This is a genomic window from Arthrobacter sp. BL-252-APC-1A, assembly GCF_009696625.1.
Lineage (GTDB): Bacteria > Actinomycetota > Actinomycetes > Actinomycetales > Micrococcaceae > Arthrobacter_B.
The window spans coordinates 258,885-278,158 of sequence record NZ_VULS01000002.1; the positions used below are offsets into that span (position 1 = coordinate 258,885).

Sequence of the window (19,274 nt, forward strand, 5' to 3'; positions counted from 1 at the left end):
TACTCTATGTGGGTAGCCAAGCGTCATATCGGTTCGCTGGCACCGCCCGCAGCTCCCCGACAGGAAGCCTCAGAGCAGGAACTTTGTAGTTCCGGCCTGAGGATCCGGGGTCGAGCTGGCAGGGTTTTCGATTACCGGGTAGACTTCTGTGTCCCCAATGCCCTATAGTAGATATTTGCTTCCCTCTCTTAACCTTCAGCCTTCATATAGCGGTGGGCTGTGTCACGGGCCAGGCGGCGTCCGGAGTGTTCATGCAGGCGTTTCTCGTAAACGCGGCAGACAGTTACGGTGCCCAAAACCCGTTCAGGACGCACGCGGACCAGGTCCGTCAGTGCAGAGTGGGAGCGCGAACACGCCTGAAGGTCTGTGGAAGGATCCCTCTTGGTCGCCTCGAGCACCTCTAATAATGCAACCGCTACCACTCCGGAGAACGCAGCTTCCCGGATTTCATTCGCAAAGATTCACGAACCGCTGGATGTTCCCAATCTTCTTGCCCTGCAGACAGACAGCTTTGACTGGCTTGTAGGCAACGAGCGCTGGAAGGAGCGCCTGCGCAAGGCCCAGGAAGAGGGCGACGCGGGCTTCGCGACAACCTCCGGCCTCGCGGACATCTTCGAAGAAATCTCCCCGATTGAAGATTTCCAGGGCACCATGTCCCTGAGCTTCTCGGAGCCGGAATTCGCTGACCCGAAGTACACCATGGCCGAGTGCAAGGACCGGGACGCAACGTACTCGGCCCCGCTGTACGTTAAGGCCGAGTTCATGAACAACAACACGGGCGAAATCAAGCAGCAGACCGTGTTCATGGGCGACTTCCCGCTGATGACCGACAAGGGTACCTTCGTCATCAACGGCACCGAGCGCGTCGTCGTTTCCCAGCTGGTCCGGTCCCCGGGCGCCTACTTTGAGCGCGCCGCTGACAAGACCAGTGACAAGGACATCTACACCGCGAAGATCATCCCTTCCCGCGGTGCCTGGTTCGAACTTGAAATCGACAAGCGCGACCAGGTGGGCGTCCGCCTGGACCGCAAGCGCAAGCAGTCCGTCACCATCCTCCTGAAGGCCCTGGGCTGGACCGAAGGCCAGATCCTGGAGACGTTCGGCGAGTACGACTCGATCCGTGCGACCCTGGAGAAGGACCCCACGGAGACCCAGGAAGATGCCCTGCTGGACATCTACCGCAAGCTCCGTCCGGGAGAGCCGCCCACGGTTGAGGCTGCCAAGACGCTGCTGGAGAACCTGTACTTCAACCCGAAGCGCTACGATCTGGCCAAGGTTGGCCGTTACAAGATCAACCGCAAGCTCGGTGTCGAGAAGCCGATCGGTGACTCGGACGCGTCGGTACTGAACATCGATGACATTGTCGCGATGATCAAGTTCCTGGTGGCCCTGCACGCCGGTGAAAAGACCATCCCGGGCAAGCGCGACGGCCAGGACGTGGATATCCGCGTTGAGGTCGACGACATCGACCACTTCGGCAACCGCCGCATCCGCGCAGTCGGTGAACTGATCGAGAACCAGATCCGCACCGGCCTGTCCCGTATGGAGCGTGTTGTCCGCGAGCGGATGACCACCCAGGACGTCGAAGCCATCACGCCGCAGACGCTGATCAACATCCGTCCGGTCGTTGCTGCGATCAAGGAGTTCTTCGGAACCTCCCAGCTCTCGCAGTTCATGGACCAGAACAACCCGCTGGCCGGCCTGACGCACAAGCGCCGCCTGTCCGCGCTGGGCCCGGGCGGTCTGTCCCGTGACCGTGCAGGCATGGAAGTCCGTGACGTCCACCCCTCGCACTACGGCCGTATGTGCCCCATCGAAACCCCTGAAGGCCCGAACATTGGCCTGATCGGTTCGCTGGCGTCCTACGCCCGGATCAACGCCTTCGGCTTCATCGAGACCCCGTACCGCAAGGTTGTGGACGGCGTCGTTACCGATCAGGTTGATTACCTGACCGCAGATGACGAAGTTGAGCGCACCATCGCACAGGCAAACGCCCCGCTGCGCGAAGACATGCACTTCGAAGAGGACCTGGTCCTCGTCCGTGCCCGCGGCGGATCCGGCGAGCCCGTGCTCGTTGAGCCCGAAGGCGTGGAGTACATGGACGTTTCCCCGCGCCAGATGGTGTCGGTCGCAACGGCCCTGATCCCGTTCCTCGAGCATGACGATGCCAACCGTGCCCTCATGGGTGCGAACATGCAGCGCCAGGCTGTTCCCCTGCTCCGTTCCGAGCGTCCCGTTGTGGGCACCGGCATGGAGAAGTACGCAGCCATTGACGCCGGCGACTCCGTCACCGCCGTCAAGGCCGGCGTCGTCACCGAAGTTTCGGCTGACCTGGTCACCGTCATGAACGACGACGGCACCGAGACCAGCTACCCGATCATGAAGTTCGCGCGCTCGAACCAGGGCAACGCCTACAACCAGCGCGTGATCGTCTCCGAGGGCACCCGGGTTGAGGTCCACGACGTCATCGCCGACGGTCCCTCCACCGATCAGGGTGAACTGGCCCTGGGCAAGAACCTGCTGGTCGCGTTCATGTCCTGGGAAGGCCACAACTACGAAGATGCCATCATCCTCTCGCAGCGCATGGTCTCCGACGATGTCCTGACCTCGATCCACATCGAGGAGCACGAGGTTGACGCCCGCGACACCAAGCTTGGTGCCGAGGAAATCACCCGTGACATCCCCAACGTGTCCGAGGAAGTGCTCTCGCAGCTCGACGAGCGCGGCATCATCCACATCGGTGCCGAGGTTGAAGCCGGCGACATCCTCGTTGGCCGCGTCACCCCGAAGGGCGAAACGGAACTGACCCCCGAAGAGCGCCTGCTGCGCGCCATCTTCGGCGAGAAGAGCCGCGAAGTCCGCGACACCTCCCTGAAGGTTCCCCACGGCGAGTCCGGAACCGTCATCGGCGTGCGCATCTTCGACCGCGACAACGACGACGAGCTGCCCCCGGGCGTAAACCAGCTGGTCCGCGTCTACGTGGCACACAAGCGCAAGATCACGGACGGCGATAAGCTGGCCGGCCGCCACGGCAACAAGGGCGTCATCTCCAAGATCCTCCCGATCGAAGACATGCCGTTCCTGGAAGACGGAACCCCCGTTGACATCGTCCTGAACCCGCTGGGTGTTCCGGGCCGTATGAACGTCGGCCAGGTTCTGGAAATCCACCTGGGCTGGGCTGCCAAGCAGGGCTGGAAGATCGAAGGCGAGCCGGACTGGGTCAAGGACCTGCCTGCACTGCCGCGTGAAACCGGTCCGACGACCGTTGCCACCCCGGTGTTCGACGGCGCCAGCGAGGATGAGATCACCAACCTCCTGGACTCCACGAACGTCACCCGCGACGGCGACCGCCTGATCGGTGCTTCCGGCAAGACCCGTCTGTTCGACGGCCGCTCCGGCCAGCCGTTCCCGGATCCGATTTCCGTTGGCTACATGTACATCCTGAAGCTGCACCACCTTGTCGATGACAAGATCCACGCACGCTCCACGGGTCCGTACTCCATGATCACCCAGCAGCCGCTGGGTGGTAAGGCACAGTTCGGTGGCCAGCGCTTCGGCGAAATGGAAGTCTGGGCCCTGGAGGCCTACGGTGCCGCCTACACCCTGCAGGAACTGCTCACCATCAAGTCCGATGACATCCACGGCCGCGTCAAGGTCTACGAAGCCATCGTCAAGGGTGAGAACATCCCGGAGCCCGGCGTTCCGGAATCGTTCAAGGTGCTCATCAAGGAAATGCAGTCGCTCTGCCTGAACGTGGAAGTACTCTCCACCGAGGGCAACACGATTGAAATGCGTGACTCGGATGAAGAAGTCTTCCGGGCCGCGGAAGAGCTGGGTATTGATCTGTCCCGCGCAGAGCCGAGCTCAGTAGAAGAGGTTTAGGTTTCATCCGTCCTGGCTCCGCACCGGTGCCCGGAACGGCGGCAACGAAATTCCCAGCTCGCAGAGCTCGCAAGGAATATTAAAGCCGCCTTCCTCCGGACACCGGCGCGGGGCTGGGGTTGGATGGTTGCCTTCGCTTCTTCCCGTACCCGAGACATTCAGATTTAGAGAACAAGAGAGAACAGGGACCCATGTCCAACGATTCCACGTTCGGCCTCATGCGAATCGGCCTTGCCACTGCGGACGAAATCCGCAACTGGTCTTACGGCGAGGTCAAAAAGCCGGAAACCATCAACTACCGAACCCTGAAGCCGGAGAAGGACGGTCTTTTCTGCGAAAAGATCTTCGGTCCCTCCCGTGACTGGGAGTGCTACTGCGGCAAGTACAAGCGCGTGCGCTTCAAGGGCATCATCTGTGAGCGCTGCGGCGTCGAAGTTACCCGCGCAAAGGTTCGCCGCGAACGGATGGGCCACATTGAGCTCGCCGCTCCGGTAACCCACATCTGGTACTTCAAGGGTGTTCCCTCCCGCCTGGGCTACCTCCTTGACCTGGCTCCGAAGGACCTCGAAAAGGTCATCTACTTCGCTGCCTACATGATCACTTCGGTTGACGAAGAGAACCGCCACGCCGAACTGCCGAACCTGCAGGCCGAGCACGACCTGGAGCGCAAGCACCTGGTTGACCAGCGCGACTCCGACATCGCCGCGATCGCCAAGGACCTCGAAGGCGAACTGGCGCGCCTTGAAGGTGAAGGTGCGAAGGCAGCGGACAAGAAGAAGGCACGCGACTCCGCCGACCGCCAGATGGCCAAGGTCCGCCGCGACGCCGACAACAACATCGAGCGCCTCGAGCAGGTCTGGGAACGCTTCAAGAACCTCAAGGTCGGCGACCTCGAGGGCGACGAAGGCCTGTACCGCGAACTGCGCGACCGCTACGGCCTGTACTTCGAAGGCTCCATGGGTGCCGAAGCCATCAAGAAGCGTCTTGAGGACTTCGACATGCAGCAGGAGTCCGAGAACCTGCGCGAGATCATCCAGAACGGCAAGGGCCAGCGCAAGACGCGTGCCCTGAAGCGCCTGAAGGTTGTCAACGCGTTCCTCACCACGTCGAACAGCCCCATGGGCATGGTCCTCGACGCCGTTCCGGTGATCCCGCCGGAACTGCGCCCGATGGTGCAGCTGGACGGCGGCCGTTTCGCGACGTCCGACCTCAACGACCTGTACCGCCGCGTGATCAACCGCAACAACCGCCTGAAGCGCCTGCTCGATCTCGGTGCCCCCGAGATCATCGTGAACAACGAAAAGCGCATGCTCCAGGAAGCTGTTGACTCCCTGTTCGACAACGGCCGCCGCGGCCGTCCGGTCACCGGACCGGGCAACCGTCCGCTGAAGTCGCTCTCCGACATGCTCAAGGGCAAGCAGGGCCGGTTCCGCCAGAACCTGCTCGGCAAGCGCGTGGACTACTCCGGCCGTTCCGTGATCGTCGTTGGTCCGCAGCTGAAGCTGCACCAGTGTGGCCTGCCCAAGCAGATGGCACTGGAGCTCTTCAAGCCGTTCGTGATGAAGCGCCTGGTTGACCTCAACCACGCCCAGAACATCAAGAGCGCCAAGCGCATGGTCGAGCGATTCCGTCCGCAGGTCTGGGACGTGCTGGAAGAGATCATCACCGAACACCCGGTGCTGCTCAACCGTGCACCTACCCTGCACCGCCTCGGCATCCAGGCCTTCGAACCGCAGCTGGTTGAGGGCAAGGCACTGCAGCTTCACCCGCTGGTCTGTGGCGCATTCAACGCTGACTTCGACGGTGACCAGATGGCAGTGCACCTGCCGCTGAGCCCCGAAGCACAGGCTGAAGCCCGCATCCTGATGCTGTCCTCGAACAACATCCTGAAGCCGTCGGACGGCCGCCCGGTCACCCTGCCTTCGCAGGATATGATCATCGGCCTGCACCACCTCACCACCAAGCGGGCAGACGCTGCCGGCGAAGGCCGTGTGTTCTCCTCGACGGCTGAAGCCGTTATGGCACACGACCTGGGCGAGCTGCACCTGAACGCACCGGTGCGGATCCGCGTTGACGGCTTTGTGCCCAGCGATGAGCAGCCGGCTCCGGAAGGCTGGGAAGAGGGCACTCCTGCGCTCATCCCGACCACCCTTGGCCAGGTGCTGTTCAACCAGACCCTGCCCGCGGACTACCCGTGGGTCGAGGCTGTTGCCGACAAGGGCCAGCTCTCCAAGATCGTCAACGATCTCGCTGAGCGGTACCCGAAGGTCGTCACCGCTGCCACGCTGGACAACCTGAAGGATGCCGGTTTCTACTGGGCCACGCGCTCGGGCGTTACCGTCGCCATCTCCGACATCGCTGCTCCGATCGACAAGCCGGCCATCATGGAGGTTTACGAAGCACGCGCGGCCAAGGTTGAAAGCCAGTACGGCAAGGGCCTGATCGCTGAAGACGAGCGCCGCCAGGAGCTCATCGACATCTGGAACCAGGCGACCAACGAGGTTGCCAAGGCTATGCGTGACAACATGCCGATCCAGAACAACATCAACCGCATGGTTTCCTCCGGTGCACGAGGCAACTGGCTGCAGGTCCGGCAGATTGCCGGTATCCGTGGCCTGGTGGCCAACCCGAAGGGCGAGATCATCCCGCGTCCGATCAAGTCCTCCTACCGTGAGGGCCTGTCGGTTCTGGAGTACTTCATCGCCACGCACGGTGCCCGTAAGGGTCTGGCCGATACCGCTCTGCGTACCGCCAACTCGGGTTACCTGACCCGTCGTCTGGTGGACGTTTCGCAGGACGTCATTGTCCGCGAAGAGGACTGCGGTACCGAGCGCGGCCTGAACGTCACCATTGCCGTTCCGGATCACAACGGTGAACTGGTGCTGCACGAAGAGGTCGAGAACTCGGCGTACGCCCGTACGCTGGCCACCGACGTCACCGATGCAGAAGGCAATGTCCTGGCCAAGGGCGGCGACGACGTCGGCGATGTGCTGATCGAGAAGCTGTTCAAGGCCGGCGTCACCGACATCAAGGTCCGCTCCGTGCTGACCTGTGAGTCGGCTGTCGGAACCTGCGCCCTCTGCTACGGCCGCTCGCTGGCCACCGGCAAGACCGTGGACATTGGCGAAGCCGTAGGCATCATCGCCGCACAGTCCATCGGTGAGCCCGGTACCCAGCTGACCATGCGTACCTTCCACACCGGTGGTGTTGCATCGGCCGAAGATATTACCCAGGGTCTGCCCCGTATCCAGGAGCTCTTCGAAGCACGTACCCCCAAGGGTGTTGCTCCGATCTCCGAGACGGCCGGCCGGGTCACCATCGAAGAGACCGACCGCCAGATGCGTCTGGTTGTCACTCCCGATGACGGCTCCGAGGAAATCGCGTACCCGGTCCTGCGCCGTGCCCGCCTGCTGGTTGCCGACGGCGACCACGTCGAGGTTGGCCAGCAGCTGGTTGCAGGTGCAGTGGATCCCAAGCAGATCCTCCGCATCCTCGGCCCGCGCAAGGCTCAGGAGTTCCTGGTGGACGAAGTCCAGCGCGTGTACCGCAGCCAGGGCGTAGGCATCCACGACAAGCACGTGGAAGTCATCGTCCGGCAGATGCTGCGCCGCGTGACCGTGATCGAATCCGGCGATTCCGACCTGCTCCCGGGTGAGCTGGCCGAGCGCCGCCGGTTCGAAAGCGAGAACCGCCGTGTGGTCTCCGAAGGACGCCGTCCGGCCGCTGGCCGTCCGGAACTGATGGGTATCACCAAGGCATCCCTGGCGACCGAGTCCTGGCTGTCCGCTGCTTCCTTCCAGGAAACCACCCGCGTCCTGACGCAGGCGGCCATGGAAGGCAAGAGCGATCCGCTGCTCGGCCTGAAGGAGAACGTCATCATCGGTAAGCTGATCCCGGCCGGAACGGGCCTGCCCCGTTACACCGAGGTCACGGTTGAACCGACTGAGGAAGCAAAGGCCAATCTCTTCACCGGCCCGAGCGCCTTCAGCGACTTCGACTACGCCGGAGTTGACGGTGGCCTTAGCCCCGAGTTCCACGCCATCCCGCTGGATGACTACGACATGGGCAGCGAGTTCCGCTAAGGCTGAAAAGCTAAAACGGACCGCACACCGCGAAGGAAGGACCCTGCCGAAAGGCGGGGTCCTTCCCCGTTTAAGTCCGTGGCCTGAGGCCATAGTTCCGGTAGGGGGGATGAACTTTTTATCCGGGCGCAGAATTACGGAGACTCTCCAGTCTGACCGCCGCAGTACACACGGAGGGAGGCACCGCCGTCGTATGCCAAAGTACTGGTATGGCCAATTCCCCCTCCGGCGACTCCATGGCGGAGCGCATCGTGCGCGTGATCTCGGCTTTCGACGCCGTGCGCCCCGCAATGCCGGTCGCCATGCTTGCGCGCAGGGCAGGACTGCCGCTGTCCACCGCCCACCGGCTGGCCGGGGAACTGGTTTCCCTGGGTCTGCTGCAGCGGACGACGTCAGGTGAGTTACGGCTCGGCCTGCGGCTGTGGGAACTTGCCAGCCGCAGTTCATCTGCCCTGGACCTGAGACAGGTGGCGATGCCCTTTATGGAAGACATCCAGGCAGTCATCCGCCAGCACACGCAGCTCTCCGTGCTCCAGGAGGATGAGGTCCTCTTCATCGAGCGCCTTTCCAGCCGCGGATCAGTCTCCAACTTTGCAAAAGTGGCAGGGCGCCTGCCGCTGCACATCTCCTCCTCGGGAATGGTCCTGATGGCGCATTCGCCCCGCCATGTGCAGGAGGAATTCCTGAAGCGGCACCGTGATGCACCGCGCCCGTTCCCGGCAGCAGACGTCCTGCGCCGGCAGTGGGCCGGGATCCGCCGGGAGGGGTGCGCCACGCTGCCCGGCGTCGTAGACCCGGACACCACCGGAATCGCGGTACCTGTCTTCGGTCCCGAGGGGTCCGCCGTCGCAGCGCTGGGTGTGGTGGTGCCGCGCGGGCAGGAGAACACGGCAGCCACGGTACCTGCCCTCATGACGGCTGCGCGGGGGATCTCCCGGGGCCTTGGCACTGCTGCTTCAGAAGCCGGTCCGCGTAATGAGGGCCCCGCGGACTAGGACTCCGGGGGAGTTGTTCTCATTGAATGGGAAACGGCTCGCGCCGGGATTGTGCCGGTCCTCACACTGGAGAAAGGCGTTCCGCGCCCCCGATCCGCCTGCCCGCATTAAAGGAGTCCTGCATTGGCTGCAGTCCGTACCGTCCTGAAGACCAAAGTCGGCATAGTCGGAGGTGGTCCTGCAGGACTGATGCTCTCCCACCTGCTGGCCCAGTCCGGCATCGAGAGCATTGTCGTGGAAAAGCGTGACCACGAAACCATCCGCACCACCCACCGTGCAGGCATCCTGGAACACGGCAGCGTCCGGATGCTGACCGAAGGCGGCGTCAGCAAGCGTGTGCTGACCGACGGCTACAAGCATGACGGAATCGACCTGCGCTTCGGCGGGGAAAGCCACCGGATCGATTTCGAAGACCTGGTGGGGGAGTCCGTCTGGCTCTACCCGCAGAACGAGGTCTTCGTGGACCTCGCCGCAGCGCGGGAGCGGGACAACGGAGACGTCCGCTATGCGGTCAGCGACACTGAAGTCCTGGACCAGACGACGTCCGTGCCCAAGATCCGTTTCACGGACGCTGAGGGAGCCGACTTCGAAATCCACTGCGACATCCTGGTTGGCGCTGACGGCTCCCAGGGCATCTGCAAGCGCTCCATCCCCAGGGAGCTGCGGACGGACAACTTCATCGAATACCCGTTCGCCTGGTTCGGCATCCTCACCGAAGCTCCGCCCAGCGCGCCCGAGCTTATCTATGCGAACTCCGAGCACGGCTTCGCGCTGATCAGCCAGCGCAATGACAACGTCCAGCGCATGTATTTCCAGTCCGATCCCAACGAGGATGCTGATGCCTGGAGCGATGAACAGATCTGGAATGAACTGCAGCGACGGGTCGACGGGCCGGACGGATTCCAGCTCAAGCGCGGTCCCATTTTCGAAAAGACCGTCCTGAAGTTCCGGTCCTACGTCTGCGAGCCGCTGCGCTACGGCAACATGTTCCTGGCCGGCGATGCCGGGCACACCGTTCCCCCCACCGGTGCCAAGGGCCTGAACCTGGCCCTGGCTGACGTCAAGGTCCTGCATGAGGCCATCGATTCCTTCTATGCGACAAAGTCCGCGGACCTGCTTGACGGTTACAGCGACAAGGCCCTGCAGCGGGTATGGAAGGCGCAGAACTTCTCCTACTGGATGACTTCGATGCTGCACACCCGTCCAGATGCCACGGACTTCGAGCGCAAGCGCGCGCTGGGTGAGCTGAACGGCGTCGTGTCTTCCCGCCACGGCCAGGCGTACCTTGCCGAGGCCTACACCGGCTGGCCGGAACACTAGGGTCCGTCAGCAAATGTTCACATTGTGAACGTCTGTACTAAGAGTGAACACGGGTGTACTGTGGGTTCCATCCACGGGATGCCTACCCATCGCGGGACGCAGCGACGCGTCCTGCCCTGACAGGAAGAAGGACCATGGACGAGAACACCATGGACACGGACAACGGTTCCGCGCTTGCGGAAGACCTCTTCGCGGACAGCCATGTCATCGAGCGGCTCGATGCCGCTGAGGCATCGCAGGACCAGATCTCCGATGAGATCCGGACAATCCACGAAGCGTACCGGAAGGGCGTGGAAAACGGTGCTGCTGAGGAAACCCAGCCGCGCGTGGACTTCCGTCCCTACCGCAGCTCGCTGCTGCGCCATCCCACCAAGAACCTGCACCACACCGACCCGGAGACCATTGAGCTGTGGTCGCCGGCGTTCGGGCACCAGGACGTGCATCCCCTGGAATCAAACCTGACCATCCAGCACAACGGTGAGCCCCTGGGTGAGCGCATCATTGTGCGCGGACGGGTGCTCGACGGCGATGGCCGTCCGGTCCGCAACCAGCTGATCGAGGTGTGGCAGGCCAACTCTGCCGGCCGCTACATTCACAAGCGGGACCAGCATCCGGCGCCGATCGATCCGAACTTCACCGGTGTCGGCCGTGCCATTACCGGTGATGACGGCTCCTACGAGTTCACCACCATCAAGCCCGGCCCCTACCCGTGGAAGAACCACTTCAACGCCTGGCGCCCGGCACACATCCACTTCTCCCTCTTCGGGACTGACTTCACCCAGCGCATGATCACCCAGATGTACTTCCCGGGTGATCCGCTCTTCGCACTGGATCCGATCTACCAGTCCATTACCGACCAGAAAGCCCGCGACCGCCTCGTGGCGACCTACGATCACGGCATCACCTCCCATGAGTGGGCCACCGGCTACAACTGGGACATCGTGCTGACCGGCAGCAACCGCACCTGGATGGAAGAAGAGGACGCAGAGTAATGAGCGAGAAACTCACCGCCACGCCCGGCCAGACTATTGGTCCCTTCTACGGCTATGCCCTCCCCTTCGAGAAGGGCGGGGAACTGCTGGCCCCGGGCCTGCCCGGGGCGATCCGGCTGCAGGGAACAGTCCGTGACGGAGCCGGAGACCCGATTCCCGACGCGCTGCTGGAGATCTGGCAGGCCGACGCAGACGGCAACATTCCGCAGAAGACCGGTTCGCTGGTCCGTGACGGCTACACGTTCACCGGCTGGGGCCGGGTCCCCGTTGACAACACCGGCAACTACACGTTCACCACGGTCAACCCCGGGCCAACCGAAGAAGGATCGGCGCCCTTCATCTCGGTGGTCATTTTTGCCCGCGGCCTGCTGAACAAGCTCCACACCCGGATGTACCTGCCGGAAGACGAAGCTGCCCTGGCCAGCGATCCGCTGCTGTCCTCCCTCCCGGAGGACCGCCGCCGCACCCTGATCGCCACCCGCGAAGCCGACGGCGGACTGCGCTGGGACATCAAGCTGCAGGGCGAAGACGAAACCGTCTTCCTCGCCTACCCGGAAGCGTAATCCCTTGGCCTCTGCGGAAACTGCCGACTACGGACTCCTGTCGCCGGCATGGGCCGGCACCCGCGCAGCCGCGCTGACCTCTGATGAGGCGCTGCTGCAGGCGATGCTCGACGTCGAACTCGAGTGGCTGCGGGTGCTCGCTTCCGCGGGCCTGATCGATGCGCATGTTCCCGACGCCGTTGCCCCGGCCTGCCAGGCCGCCCGCTATGACATTGCGGACCTGGCAGCCCGGGCGCAGGGCGGCGGTAACCCCGTCATTCCGCTGCTCGCAGACCTCCGGGCAATTGTCCGCGAAGAAGCTCCAGCAGCAGTGGGACCAATTCACAAAGCTGCCACCAGCCAGGACATCCTGGACACAGCACTCATGCTGATGTCTGCGCGGGCGCTGGAAACCATCCTCGCCGACGCCTACCGGGCCCAGGCGGGACTGGCCGCCCTCGCACGCGGCCACGCCGAAACCCTCAGCGTGGCGCGCACCCTCACCCAGCATTCGCTCCCGTCCACTTTCGGGCTCAAGGCAGCCCAGTGGCTCCACGGAATTGGGCAGGCAACGGCGGCGCTGGAGAGTGCAGCTGCGTCGCTGCCCCTGCAGTGGGGCGGAGCATCGGGCACCATGGCAGCGCTCACCGCGACGGTTGAAGGGACCCAGGCGTCGCCGCTCGATCTTGCTGCCGAGCTCGCCGCCCGCCTTGGCCTCGCCGATCCAGTGGCTCCGTGGCAGACCAACCGGCTTCCGGTCACTTCTCTGGGCACAGCCCTGGCGGACCTGCTGGCTGCCGCCGGGAAGGTTTCAAACGACGTTCTGCTCCTCAGCCGGCCGGAGATCGGAGAAGTCAGCGAGCCCCGGGCAGCCGGACGCGGCGGATCCTCCGCCATGCCGCAGAAGCAGAACCCCGTTCTTTCGGTGCTGATCCGCAGCGCTGCCCTGTCCGCCCCCGGCTACGCAGCGATGCTGCAGGCTGCCGCGGGCGCCGCCGACGATGAGCGTCCCGGCGGATCCTGGCATGTCGAATGGCAGGCACTGCGGCAGCTGCTGCGGCTGGCCGGGGGAGCAGCAGCCAAACTCGCCGAACTCACCAGCGGTCTGCAGGTCCATACCGACGCTGTTGCCGGGAACCTCTCCCTCGCCGGCCCGCTCATTGTCAGCGAGAAGGTCATGGCACGCGTGGCCCCGCTGCTGGACGCCGGTACGCCGGGCCAGGGAAAGAAGAAGGTCCAGGAACTGGTGTCCCGCTCGCTGGCAGGCGAGGACTTCGCTGCGCTGCTGCGCTCGGCGGTTCCGGCCGAAGCCCTCAGCGATGCCGAAATCAAGGAGCTGCTGGACCCGGCAAATTACGTCGGCCAGTCCAGCGCACTGATCGAACGAATTATCTCGGCCTACCCCGGAAGGAACAACGCGTGAGCGTCCCGCAGATCAAAGCAACCCAGCTCTCCAACGCAGGCCCCTCTGCACCCGTGCTGATCGCCGGCCCTTCCCTGGGCACCTCCGGCACTGCACTCTGGGCCAGCACCGCGGCGCTGCTGGATGGTTTCACCGTCATCGCCTGGGACCTGCCCGGACACGGAAACAGCCCGGCCGCCGCCGACGGCTTCTCCATGGAAGAACTGGCCACCGCTGTATCCCGGCTTGTGGAAGCCGCCGTCTCTGCCGGCGATATCTCCGCGGCACAGGAGCTGCACTACGCCGGTGTCTCGCTGGGCGGAGCCGTGGGCCTGCAGCTGGGACTGGACTTCCCGTCCACCTTCAAGTCCCTGGCCATCCTGTGCTCCGGCGCGAAGATCGGCGACGCCGACAGCTGGGAAGCCCGCGCCGAGACCGTCCGGAACCAGGGCACGCCCGCGGTGCTGATTGGCTCGGCCCAGCGCTGGTTCGCCGAAGGGTTCATCGAACGCGAGAAGGGCGCCTCCGCGGCACTGCTTCACTCCCTCCAAGACGCCGACCGGTTCTCCTACGCCTTCTGCTGCCAGGCCCTGGCTGCCTTCGACGTCCGTAGCCGGCTGGCGGAGATCCAGGTCCCGGTCCTGGCCGTGACCGGCGCCGAAGATGCGGTGACGCCTGCATCCTTCGCCGAACTGATCGCCGACGGCGTACCAGGCGGCCGTTCCGCCGTCGTCCCCGATGCCGCCCACCTGGTGCCTGCCGAACAGCCGGCCGATACCGCCGAACTGCTTGGCAGCTTCTTCCGCACGGCACAGTAACCAACGCATCCGAGTACCCCTGAAGTCCAGAGAACAGGCAACACAGTGAACGAATCCTCCAGCGCCAAGACCCAGCAGGAAATCTACGACGAGGGCATGGCGGTACGCCGCGAAGTCCTGGGTGACGCCCACGTGGACCGCGCCAACGCAGCCAAGGATGACTTCACCAGCGACTTCCAGGACATGATCACCCGCTATGCCTGGGGGACCATCTGGACCCGCCCCGGACTGGACCGGAAGATGCGCAGCGCCGTCACGCTCACCGCGCTCATCGCCCACGGACATCTGGAAGAACTCGCCATGCATGTCCGTGCAGCGCTGCGCAACGGGCTGACCCGGGACGAGATCAAGGAAATCCTGCTCCAGTCCGCCATCTACTGCAGCGTGCCGTCCGCCAACGCGGCCTTCAAGACGGCGCAGAACGTCTTCAGGGAACTCGACGCCGCTGAGAAATAAGGCTGGCACAAACAGCCGATCTCGGATAAATTCGCATCTTGTACGCATGTTCGCTGAATGAACATTCGGGTTTTGCCCGGAACGATGCGTACAGGAACCAGCCAAAGGAGCCATGGTGAACCAGGCATACATTTATGACGCCGTCCGCACTCCGTTCGGGCGCTTTGGCGGTGCCCTTGCAGGCATCCGGCCCGACGACCTCGCTGCGCAGGTGATTCAGGCCTCGGTGTCCCGCGCACCGGAACTTGATCCAGGACGGATCGACGAAGTCATCCTTGGCAACGCAAACGGTGCCGGTGAGGAAAACCGAAATGTGGCGCGGATGGCCACGCTGCTTGCAGGTCTCCCGGTATCAATTCCCGGCACGACGGTGAACCGCCTTTGCGGTTCCTCACTCGATGCCGCCATGATCGCTTCCCGCCAGATCAACACGGGAGAGGCCGACCTGATGCTGGTGGGCGGTGTTGAATCCATGAGCCGGGCGCCCTGGGTGCTCCCCAAGAATGAGAAGCCGTTCCCCGCCGGCGACCAGACCCTGGCGTCCACCACCCTCGGGTGGCGCCTGGTGAACCCGAACATGCCCAGGGAATGGACAGTTTCGCTGGGCGAAGCCACCGAGCAGCTGCGTGAAAAATACGGAATCACCCGAGAACGCCAGGATGAATTCGCCGCGAAGTCCCATGAGGCGGCAGCCCGCGCCTGGGATGAGGGCCGCTACGCGAACCTCACCATTGCGGTCGACGGCGCAGACCTGGCAAGGGATGAAAGCATCCGTGCCGGTTCCACGGTGGAAAAACTCGCAACCCTGAAAACGGTCTTCCGTCCGGTCTCCGATTCGCCTGCCGGCGGCACGGTCACGGCGGGCAACGCCTCGCCCCTGAACGACGGAGCCTCCGCCGCATGGCTGGGCAGTGAAGCAGCAGCGGGGATGCTGGGCCTGGCGCCCCTGGCCCGGATCGCAGGCCGGGGCGCTGCGGCCAATGAGCCCCAGTTCTTCGGCTACGCACCCGTCGAAGCAGCAAATACCGCGCTGAAGCGCGCGGGGATTTCCTGGGGTGACGTCGGTGCTGTGGAACTCAACGAGGCTTTTGCGGCACAGTCGCTGGCCTGCCTTGATGCGTGGGATATCGACCCGGACATCGTCAACGCCTGGGGCGGCGCCGTATCCATCGGGCATCCGCTGGGCGCCTCCGGCACCCGCATCCTGGGCACACTCGCCCGCCGGCTCGAAGCCACCGGCGAACGGTGGGGCGTCGCAGCCATTTGCATCGGCGTCGGGCAGGGCCTCGCCGTCGTACTCGAAAACATCAACGCCTAGGAGAACCGTGCTGAACATACTGCAGGATGTCGACGAAGCCGTCGCACCGATTTACGACGGAGCCACCGTGATGATCGGTGGATTCGGCAAAGCCGGACAGCCGGTTGAGCTCATTGAAGCGCTGCTGCGCCAGGGAGCGACAGACCTGACGGTCGTGAACAACAATGCCGGCAACGGAGAAGAGGGACTGGCGGCACTCATCGGCGCCGGCCGCGTCCGGAAAATTGTCTGCTCCTTCCCGAGGCAGTCCGACAGCCAGATCTTTGATGCGAAGTTCCGTGCCGGGGAGATCGAGCTGGAACTGGTGCCGCAGGGCAACCTTGCTGAACGCATCCGCGCCGCCGGAGCCGGCATCGGCGGGTTCTTCACCCCCACCGCCTACGGCACTCCGCTGGCGGAGGGCAAGGAAACCCGTGTCATCGACGGGCGCGGTTATGTCTTCGAGACTCCTCTGCACGCGGACTTCGCGCTGGTGAAGGCACTTAAAGCTGACAAAGCCGGAAACCTGATCTACCGCAAGACTGCCCGCAACTTCGGCCCGATCATGGCGGCAGCGGCAAAGAACGCAATTGTCCAGGTGCGCCAGATCGTGGAAGTAGGCGGGATCGATCCGGAAACCGTCGTGACTCCAGGCATCTACGTCAACAGCCTGGTCCAGGTATCCCGCGAAAAAGAACCGGCAGCAGCATGAGCGAGAAGGCAGTGAATACCATCGTGAGCGAAAAACTGGACCGCAACTCCCTGGCAGAACTCGTTGCCGGGGACATTGCGCCGGGTTCCTTCGTCAACCTGGGCATCGGCCAGCCGACCCTGGTCTCCAACTACCTCAAGCCTGAGCAGCATGTCACCCTCCACACCGAGAACGGCATGCTGGGCATGGGTCCTGAGGCCCGCGGCGAGGAAATCGACGGTGACCTCATCAACGCAGGCAAGATCCCGGTCACGGAACTGCCCGGTGCGTCCTATTTCCACCACGCGGATTCATTCGCGATCATGCGCGGGGGACACCTGGACGTCTGCGTCCTTGGGGCCTTCCAGGTGTCTGCCACAGGCGACCTCGCCAACTGGCACACCGGCGCACCTGATGCGATTCCCGCCGTCGGTGGTGCCATGGACCTCGCCACCGGCGCCAAGGATGTCTACGTGATGATGTCCCTGTTCACCCGCGAGGGCGTGAGCAAGCTCGTGGCGGAGTGCTCCTACCCGCTCACCGGTGTTGGCTGCGTCACCCGCGTTTACACTAATGAGGCGGTCTTTCTCCTGAAGGAGGACGGGGTCCACGTTCGCGAGACCTACGGGATCAGCTTCGAGGAGCTTGCCGCGAAGGTGGACGTGCCGTTGATCGGCCCGTCAGCCGGTACCGACTAAGACCATCAGCGGGGGAGACATGAGCGAAACCATCGCGGCCAGTGACCAGTTCGTCCAGTCACTGGCCCGCGGCCTGGCTGTCATCCGGGCCTTCGACGCAGAACACGTCCAGATGACGCTGAGTGATGTCTCCCGCCGCACCGGCCTTACCCGGGCAACCGCCCGCCGGTTCCTGCTGACCCTGGTGGAACTGGGATATGTCCGCACGGACGGACGCAGCTTCGAGCTCACGGCCCTGGTGCTGCAGCTGGGTTATTCCTACCTGGCCGGGCAGTCGCTGCCCCAGCTGGCACAGCCCCTCCTGGAGGATCTCTCGCGGGAAATCCACGAATCGACCTCTGCCTCGATCCTGGACGGAAACGAGATTGTCTACGTTGCCAGGATTCATACCCGCCGGCTTATGACCGTGGGTATTACCGTTGGTACCCGCTTCCCCGCCTATGCGACTTCCATGGGCAGGGTGCTGCTGGCCGGACTGGACGCCGAAGCACTCAACGCCTACTTCGCCGCGGTGGAACTGGTTCCCCTGACCGAGCGCACTATTACCGATGAAGCGGCCCTGCGCCGTGAAGTGGGCCGGGTCCGCGAACAGGGCTGGGCCGTGGTGGACCAGGAGCTTGAACGGGGACTGCGTTCAGTGGCGGTGCCCATCTTCAGCCCCGGCGGCGAAGTGATCGCGGCGCTGAATACCTCGATGCAGGCGACCCTGGGCCTGGACGGGCCTACACTGGAGGAGGCGGCGGCGCAGGTGCTGCCCCAGCTGCAGGAGGCGTCACGGAAGATCACCCAGGCGCTGGCAGCCCGTAGCTGAGACCGGCTCCCGCGGGGCCCGGCAGCCCCGGATTAAGTCTGCCGGGATGTCTGCTAGACTGTTAATAATTGTTTGTGTGGCAGTGGATGAAGGCCGCTCGCATGTTTCCTGGATTCCGTCTCCGGGGCGCGGGTGGGGGCCTGTTTCCGGGTTGCAGGGTTCTTGTGCAACGAATGCCACACTTTTGCACGCCTACGGTCGCTTCGGATCACGGAACGTCTCGGGGGTACTGCGGCAACAACTTTGAAAAGCCTCGCTCCGTGACCTGCGTCAAGCCGGCCGGAGCAAGCGCAACCAGAGAATTTTTCTCGAGATAAAACGGAGAACTGATAAGTGCCTACGATTCAGCAGCTGGTCCGCAAGGGCCGCTCACCCAAGGTCTCCAAGACCAAGGCTCCTGCCCTTAAGGGCAGCCCGATGCGCCGTGGTGTGTGCACCCGTGTTTACACCACCACCCCGAAGAAGCCGAACTCGGCTCTGCGCAAGGTAGCCCGTGTCCGCCTCAACGGCGGCGTGGAAGTTACTGCCTACATCCCCGGTGTGGGTCACAACCTGCAGGAACACTCCATCGTGCTGGTCCGCGGTGGTCGTGTGAAGGACCTGCCCGGTGTCCGTTACAAGATCGTTCGCGGCGCACTGGACACCCAGGGTGTCAAGAACCGCAAGCAGGCTCGCAGCCGCTACGGCGCGAAGATGGAGAAGAAGTAATATGCCCCGCAAGGGTCCGGCCCCCAAGCGGCCGCTCGCAGTCGATCCCGTCTACGGCTCCCCGCTGGTCACGCAGCTGATCAACAAGGTCCTCGTCGACGGCAAGAAGTCCACCGCAGAGCGCATCGTTTACGGTGCACTTGCAGGCGCACAGGAGAAGACCGGCCAGGATCCGGTTGCAGCCCTGAAGAAGGCCATGGACAACATCAAGCCGAGCCTTGAGGTCAAGTCCCGCCGTGTCGGTGGCGCCACCTACCAGGTTCCGGTTGAGGTCAAGCCGGGCCGTGCAACCGCACTGGCCCTGCGCTGGCTGGTTGGCTACTCCAAGGCCCGCCGCGAGAAGACGATGACTGAGCGTCTGCGCAACGAAATCCTGGACGCCTCAAACGGTCTTGGTGCTGCTGTGAAGCGTCGCGAAGACACCCACAAGATGGCCGAGTCCAACAAGGCCTTCGCCCACTACCGCTGGTAATAAGCACCACGTACATCTTTTCAGCCAAGGCCCTGCGGCCCGCTTCGGCGGGCCCAGGGCCGAAGGCCGAATAGGTGACCGGCGGGGCCAGAACCAAAACTAGGGAGT

15 protein-coding genes are annotated in these 19,274 nt (G+C 63.8%); all 15 read left to right on the forward strand.

What is annotated here, in order from left to right; genetic code table 11:
* Positions 1-381 precede the first annotated feature (381 nt).
* Positions 382-3,882, forward strand: coding sequence for a DNA-directed RNA polymerase subunit beta (gene rpoB / locus FYJ28_RS03980; protein WP_055239329.1), 3,501 nt, complete (start codon positions 382-384; stop codon positions 3,880-3,882).
* Between the two features lie 191 nt (positions 3,883-4,073).
* Positions 4,074-7,964, forward strand: a complete 3,891-nt coding sequence (locus FYJ28_RS03985) for a DNA-directed RNA polymerase subunit beta' (RefSeq protein ID WP_055239330.1) — start codon at positions 4,074-4,076, stop codon at positions 7,962-7,964.
* Positions 7,965-8,173: 209 nt separating this feature from the next.
* A complete protein-coding gene (locus tag FYJ28_RS03990) occupies positions 8,174-8,959 on the forward strand; it encodes an IclR family transcriptional regulator (RefSeq protein WP_154578371.1) in 786 nt (261 codons plus the stop codon).
* Positions 8,960-9,082: 123 nt separating this feature from the next.
* Positions 9,083-10,279: a 4-hydroxybenzoate 3-monooxygenase gene (locus FYJ28_RS03995; RefSeq protein ID WP_055239332.1), complete on the forward strand. Its 1,197-nt coding sequence runs from the start codon at positions 9,083-9,085 to the stop codon at positions 10,277-10,279.
* 134 nt (positions 10,280-10,413) lie between these two features.
* A complete protein-coding gene (gene pcaH, locus FYJ28_RS04000) occupies positions 10,414-11,271 on the forward strand; it encodes a protocatechuate 3,4-dioxygenase subunit beta (protein WP_055239333.1) in 858 nt (285 codons plus the stop codon).
* Positions 11,271-11,834, forward strand: coding sequence for a protocatechuate 3,4-dioxygenase subunit alpha (pcaG, locus tag FYJ28_RS04005; protein ID WP_055239334.1), 564 nt, complete (start codon positions 11,271-11,273; stop codon positions 11,832-11,834). The genes pcaH and pcaG overlap by 1 nt, the downstream gene beginning before the upstream one ends.
* A 4-nt stretch (positions 11,835-11,838) precedes the next feature.
* Positions 11,839-13,236, forward strand: a complete 1,398-nt coding sequence (locus FYJ28_RS04010; RefSeq protein ID WP_154578372.1) for a lyase family protein — start codon at positions 11,839-11,841, stop codon at positions 13,234-13,236.
* Positions 13,233-14,033: an alpha/beta fold hydrolase gene (locus tag FYJ28_RS04015; protein ID WP_326831498.1), complete on the forward strand. Its 801-nt coding sequence runs from the start codon at positions 13,233-13,235 to the stop codon at positions 14,031-14,033. Before FYJ28_RS04010 ends, FYJ28_RS04015 begins: the two co-directional genes overlap by 4 nt.
* Positions 14,034-14,078: 45 nt before the next feature.
* Positions 14,079-14,489 carry a 4-carboxymuconolactone decarboxylase gene (gene pcaC / locus FYJ28_RS04020; RefSeq protein ID WP_326831499.1) on the forward strand — a complete coding sequence of 137 codons (411 nt, stop codon included), beginning with the start codon at positions 14,079-14,081 and terminating at the stop codon, positions 14,487-14,489.
* Between the two features lie 115 nt (positions 14,490-14,604).
* Positions 14,605-15,807 (forward strand): thiolase family protein, encoded by a 1,203-nt coding sequence (locus tag FYJ28_RS04025; protein ID WP_055239734.1) that lies wholly within the window; start codon positions 14,605-14,607, stop codon positions 15,805-15,807.
* Positions 15,808-15,814: 7 nt separating this feature from the next.
* Positions 15,815-16,498 (forward strand): 3-oxoacid CoA-transferase subunit A, encoded by a 684-nt coding sequence (locus FYJ28_RS04030; RefSeq protein ID WP_055239338.1) that lies wholly within the window; start codon positions 15,815-15,817, stop codon positions 16,496-16,498.
* Positions 16,495-17,175, forward strand: coding sequence for a 3-oxoacid CoA-transferase subunit B (locus FYJ28_RS04035; RefSeq protein ID WP_154578374.1), 681 nt, complete (start codon positions 16,495-16,497; stop codon positions 17,173-17,175). Before FYJ28_RS04030 ends, FYJ28_RS04035 begins: the two co-directional genes overlap by 4 nt.
* A 19-nt stretch (positions 17,176-17,194) precedes the next feature.
* Positions 17,195-17,986 carry an IclR family transcriptional regulator domain-containing protein gene (locus FYJ28_RS04040; protein WP_154578375.1) on the forward strand — a complete coding sequence of 264 codons (792 nt, stop codon included), beginning with the start codon at positions 17,195-17,197 and terminating at the stop codon, positions 17,984-17,986.
* A 333-nt stretch (positions 17,987-18,319) separates the two neighbouring features.
* On the forward strand, positions 18,320-18,694 hold the full coding sequence (gene rpsL, locus FYJ28_RS04045; protein ID WP_055239341.1) for a 30S ribosomal protein S12: 375 nt from the start codon (positions 18,320-18,322) through the stop codon (positions 18,692-18,694).
* Position 18,695: 1 nt separating this feature from the next.
* On the forward strand, positions 18,696-19,166 hold the full coding sequence (gene rpsG / locus FYJ28_RS04050) for a 30S ribosomal protein S7 (RefSeq protein ID WP_055239342.1): 471 nt from the start codon (positions 18,696-18,698) through the stop codon (positions 19,164-19,166).
* Positions 19,167-19,274: the final 108 nt, after the last annotated feature.

Bases quoted from the DNA above. Each gene is read 5' to 3' on its own strand.
- FYJ28_RS03985 (WP_055239330.1), top strand. From the start codon at position 4,074: ATGTCCAACGATTCCACGTTCGGCCTCATGCGAATCGGCCTTGCCACT.
- FYJ28_RS03990 (WP_154578371.1), top strand. From the start codon at position 8,174: ATGGCCAATTCCCCCTCCGGCGACTCCATGGCGGAGCGCATCGTGCGC.
- pcaH (WP_055239333.1), top strand. From the start codon at position 10,414: ATGGACGAGAACACCATGGACACGGACAACGGTTCCGCGCTTGCGGAA.
- pcaG (WP_055239334.1), top strand. From the start codon at position 11,271: ATGAGCGAGAAACTCACCGCCACGCCCGGCCAGACTATTGGTCCCTTC.
- FYJ28_RS04035 (WP_154578374.1), top strand. From the start codon at position 16,495: ATGAGCGAGAAGGCAGTGAATACCATCGTGAGCGAAAAACTGGACCGC.
- FYJ28_RS04040 (WP_154578375.1), top strand. From the start codon at position 17,195: ATGAGCGAAACCATCGCGGCCAGTGACCAGTTCGTCCAGTCACTGGCC.
- rpsG (WP_055239342.1), top strand. From the start codon at position 18,696: ATGCCCCGCAAGGGTCCGGCCCCCAAGCGGCCGCTCGCAGTCGATCCC.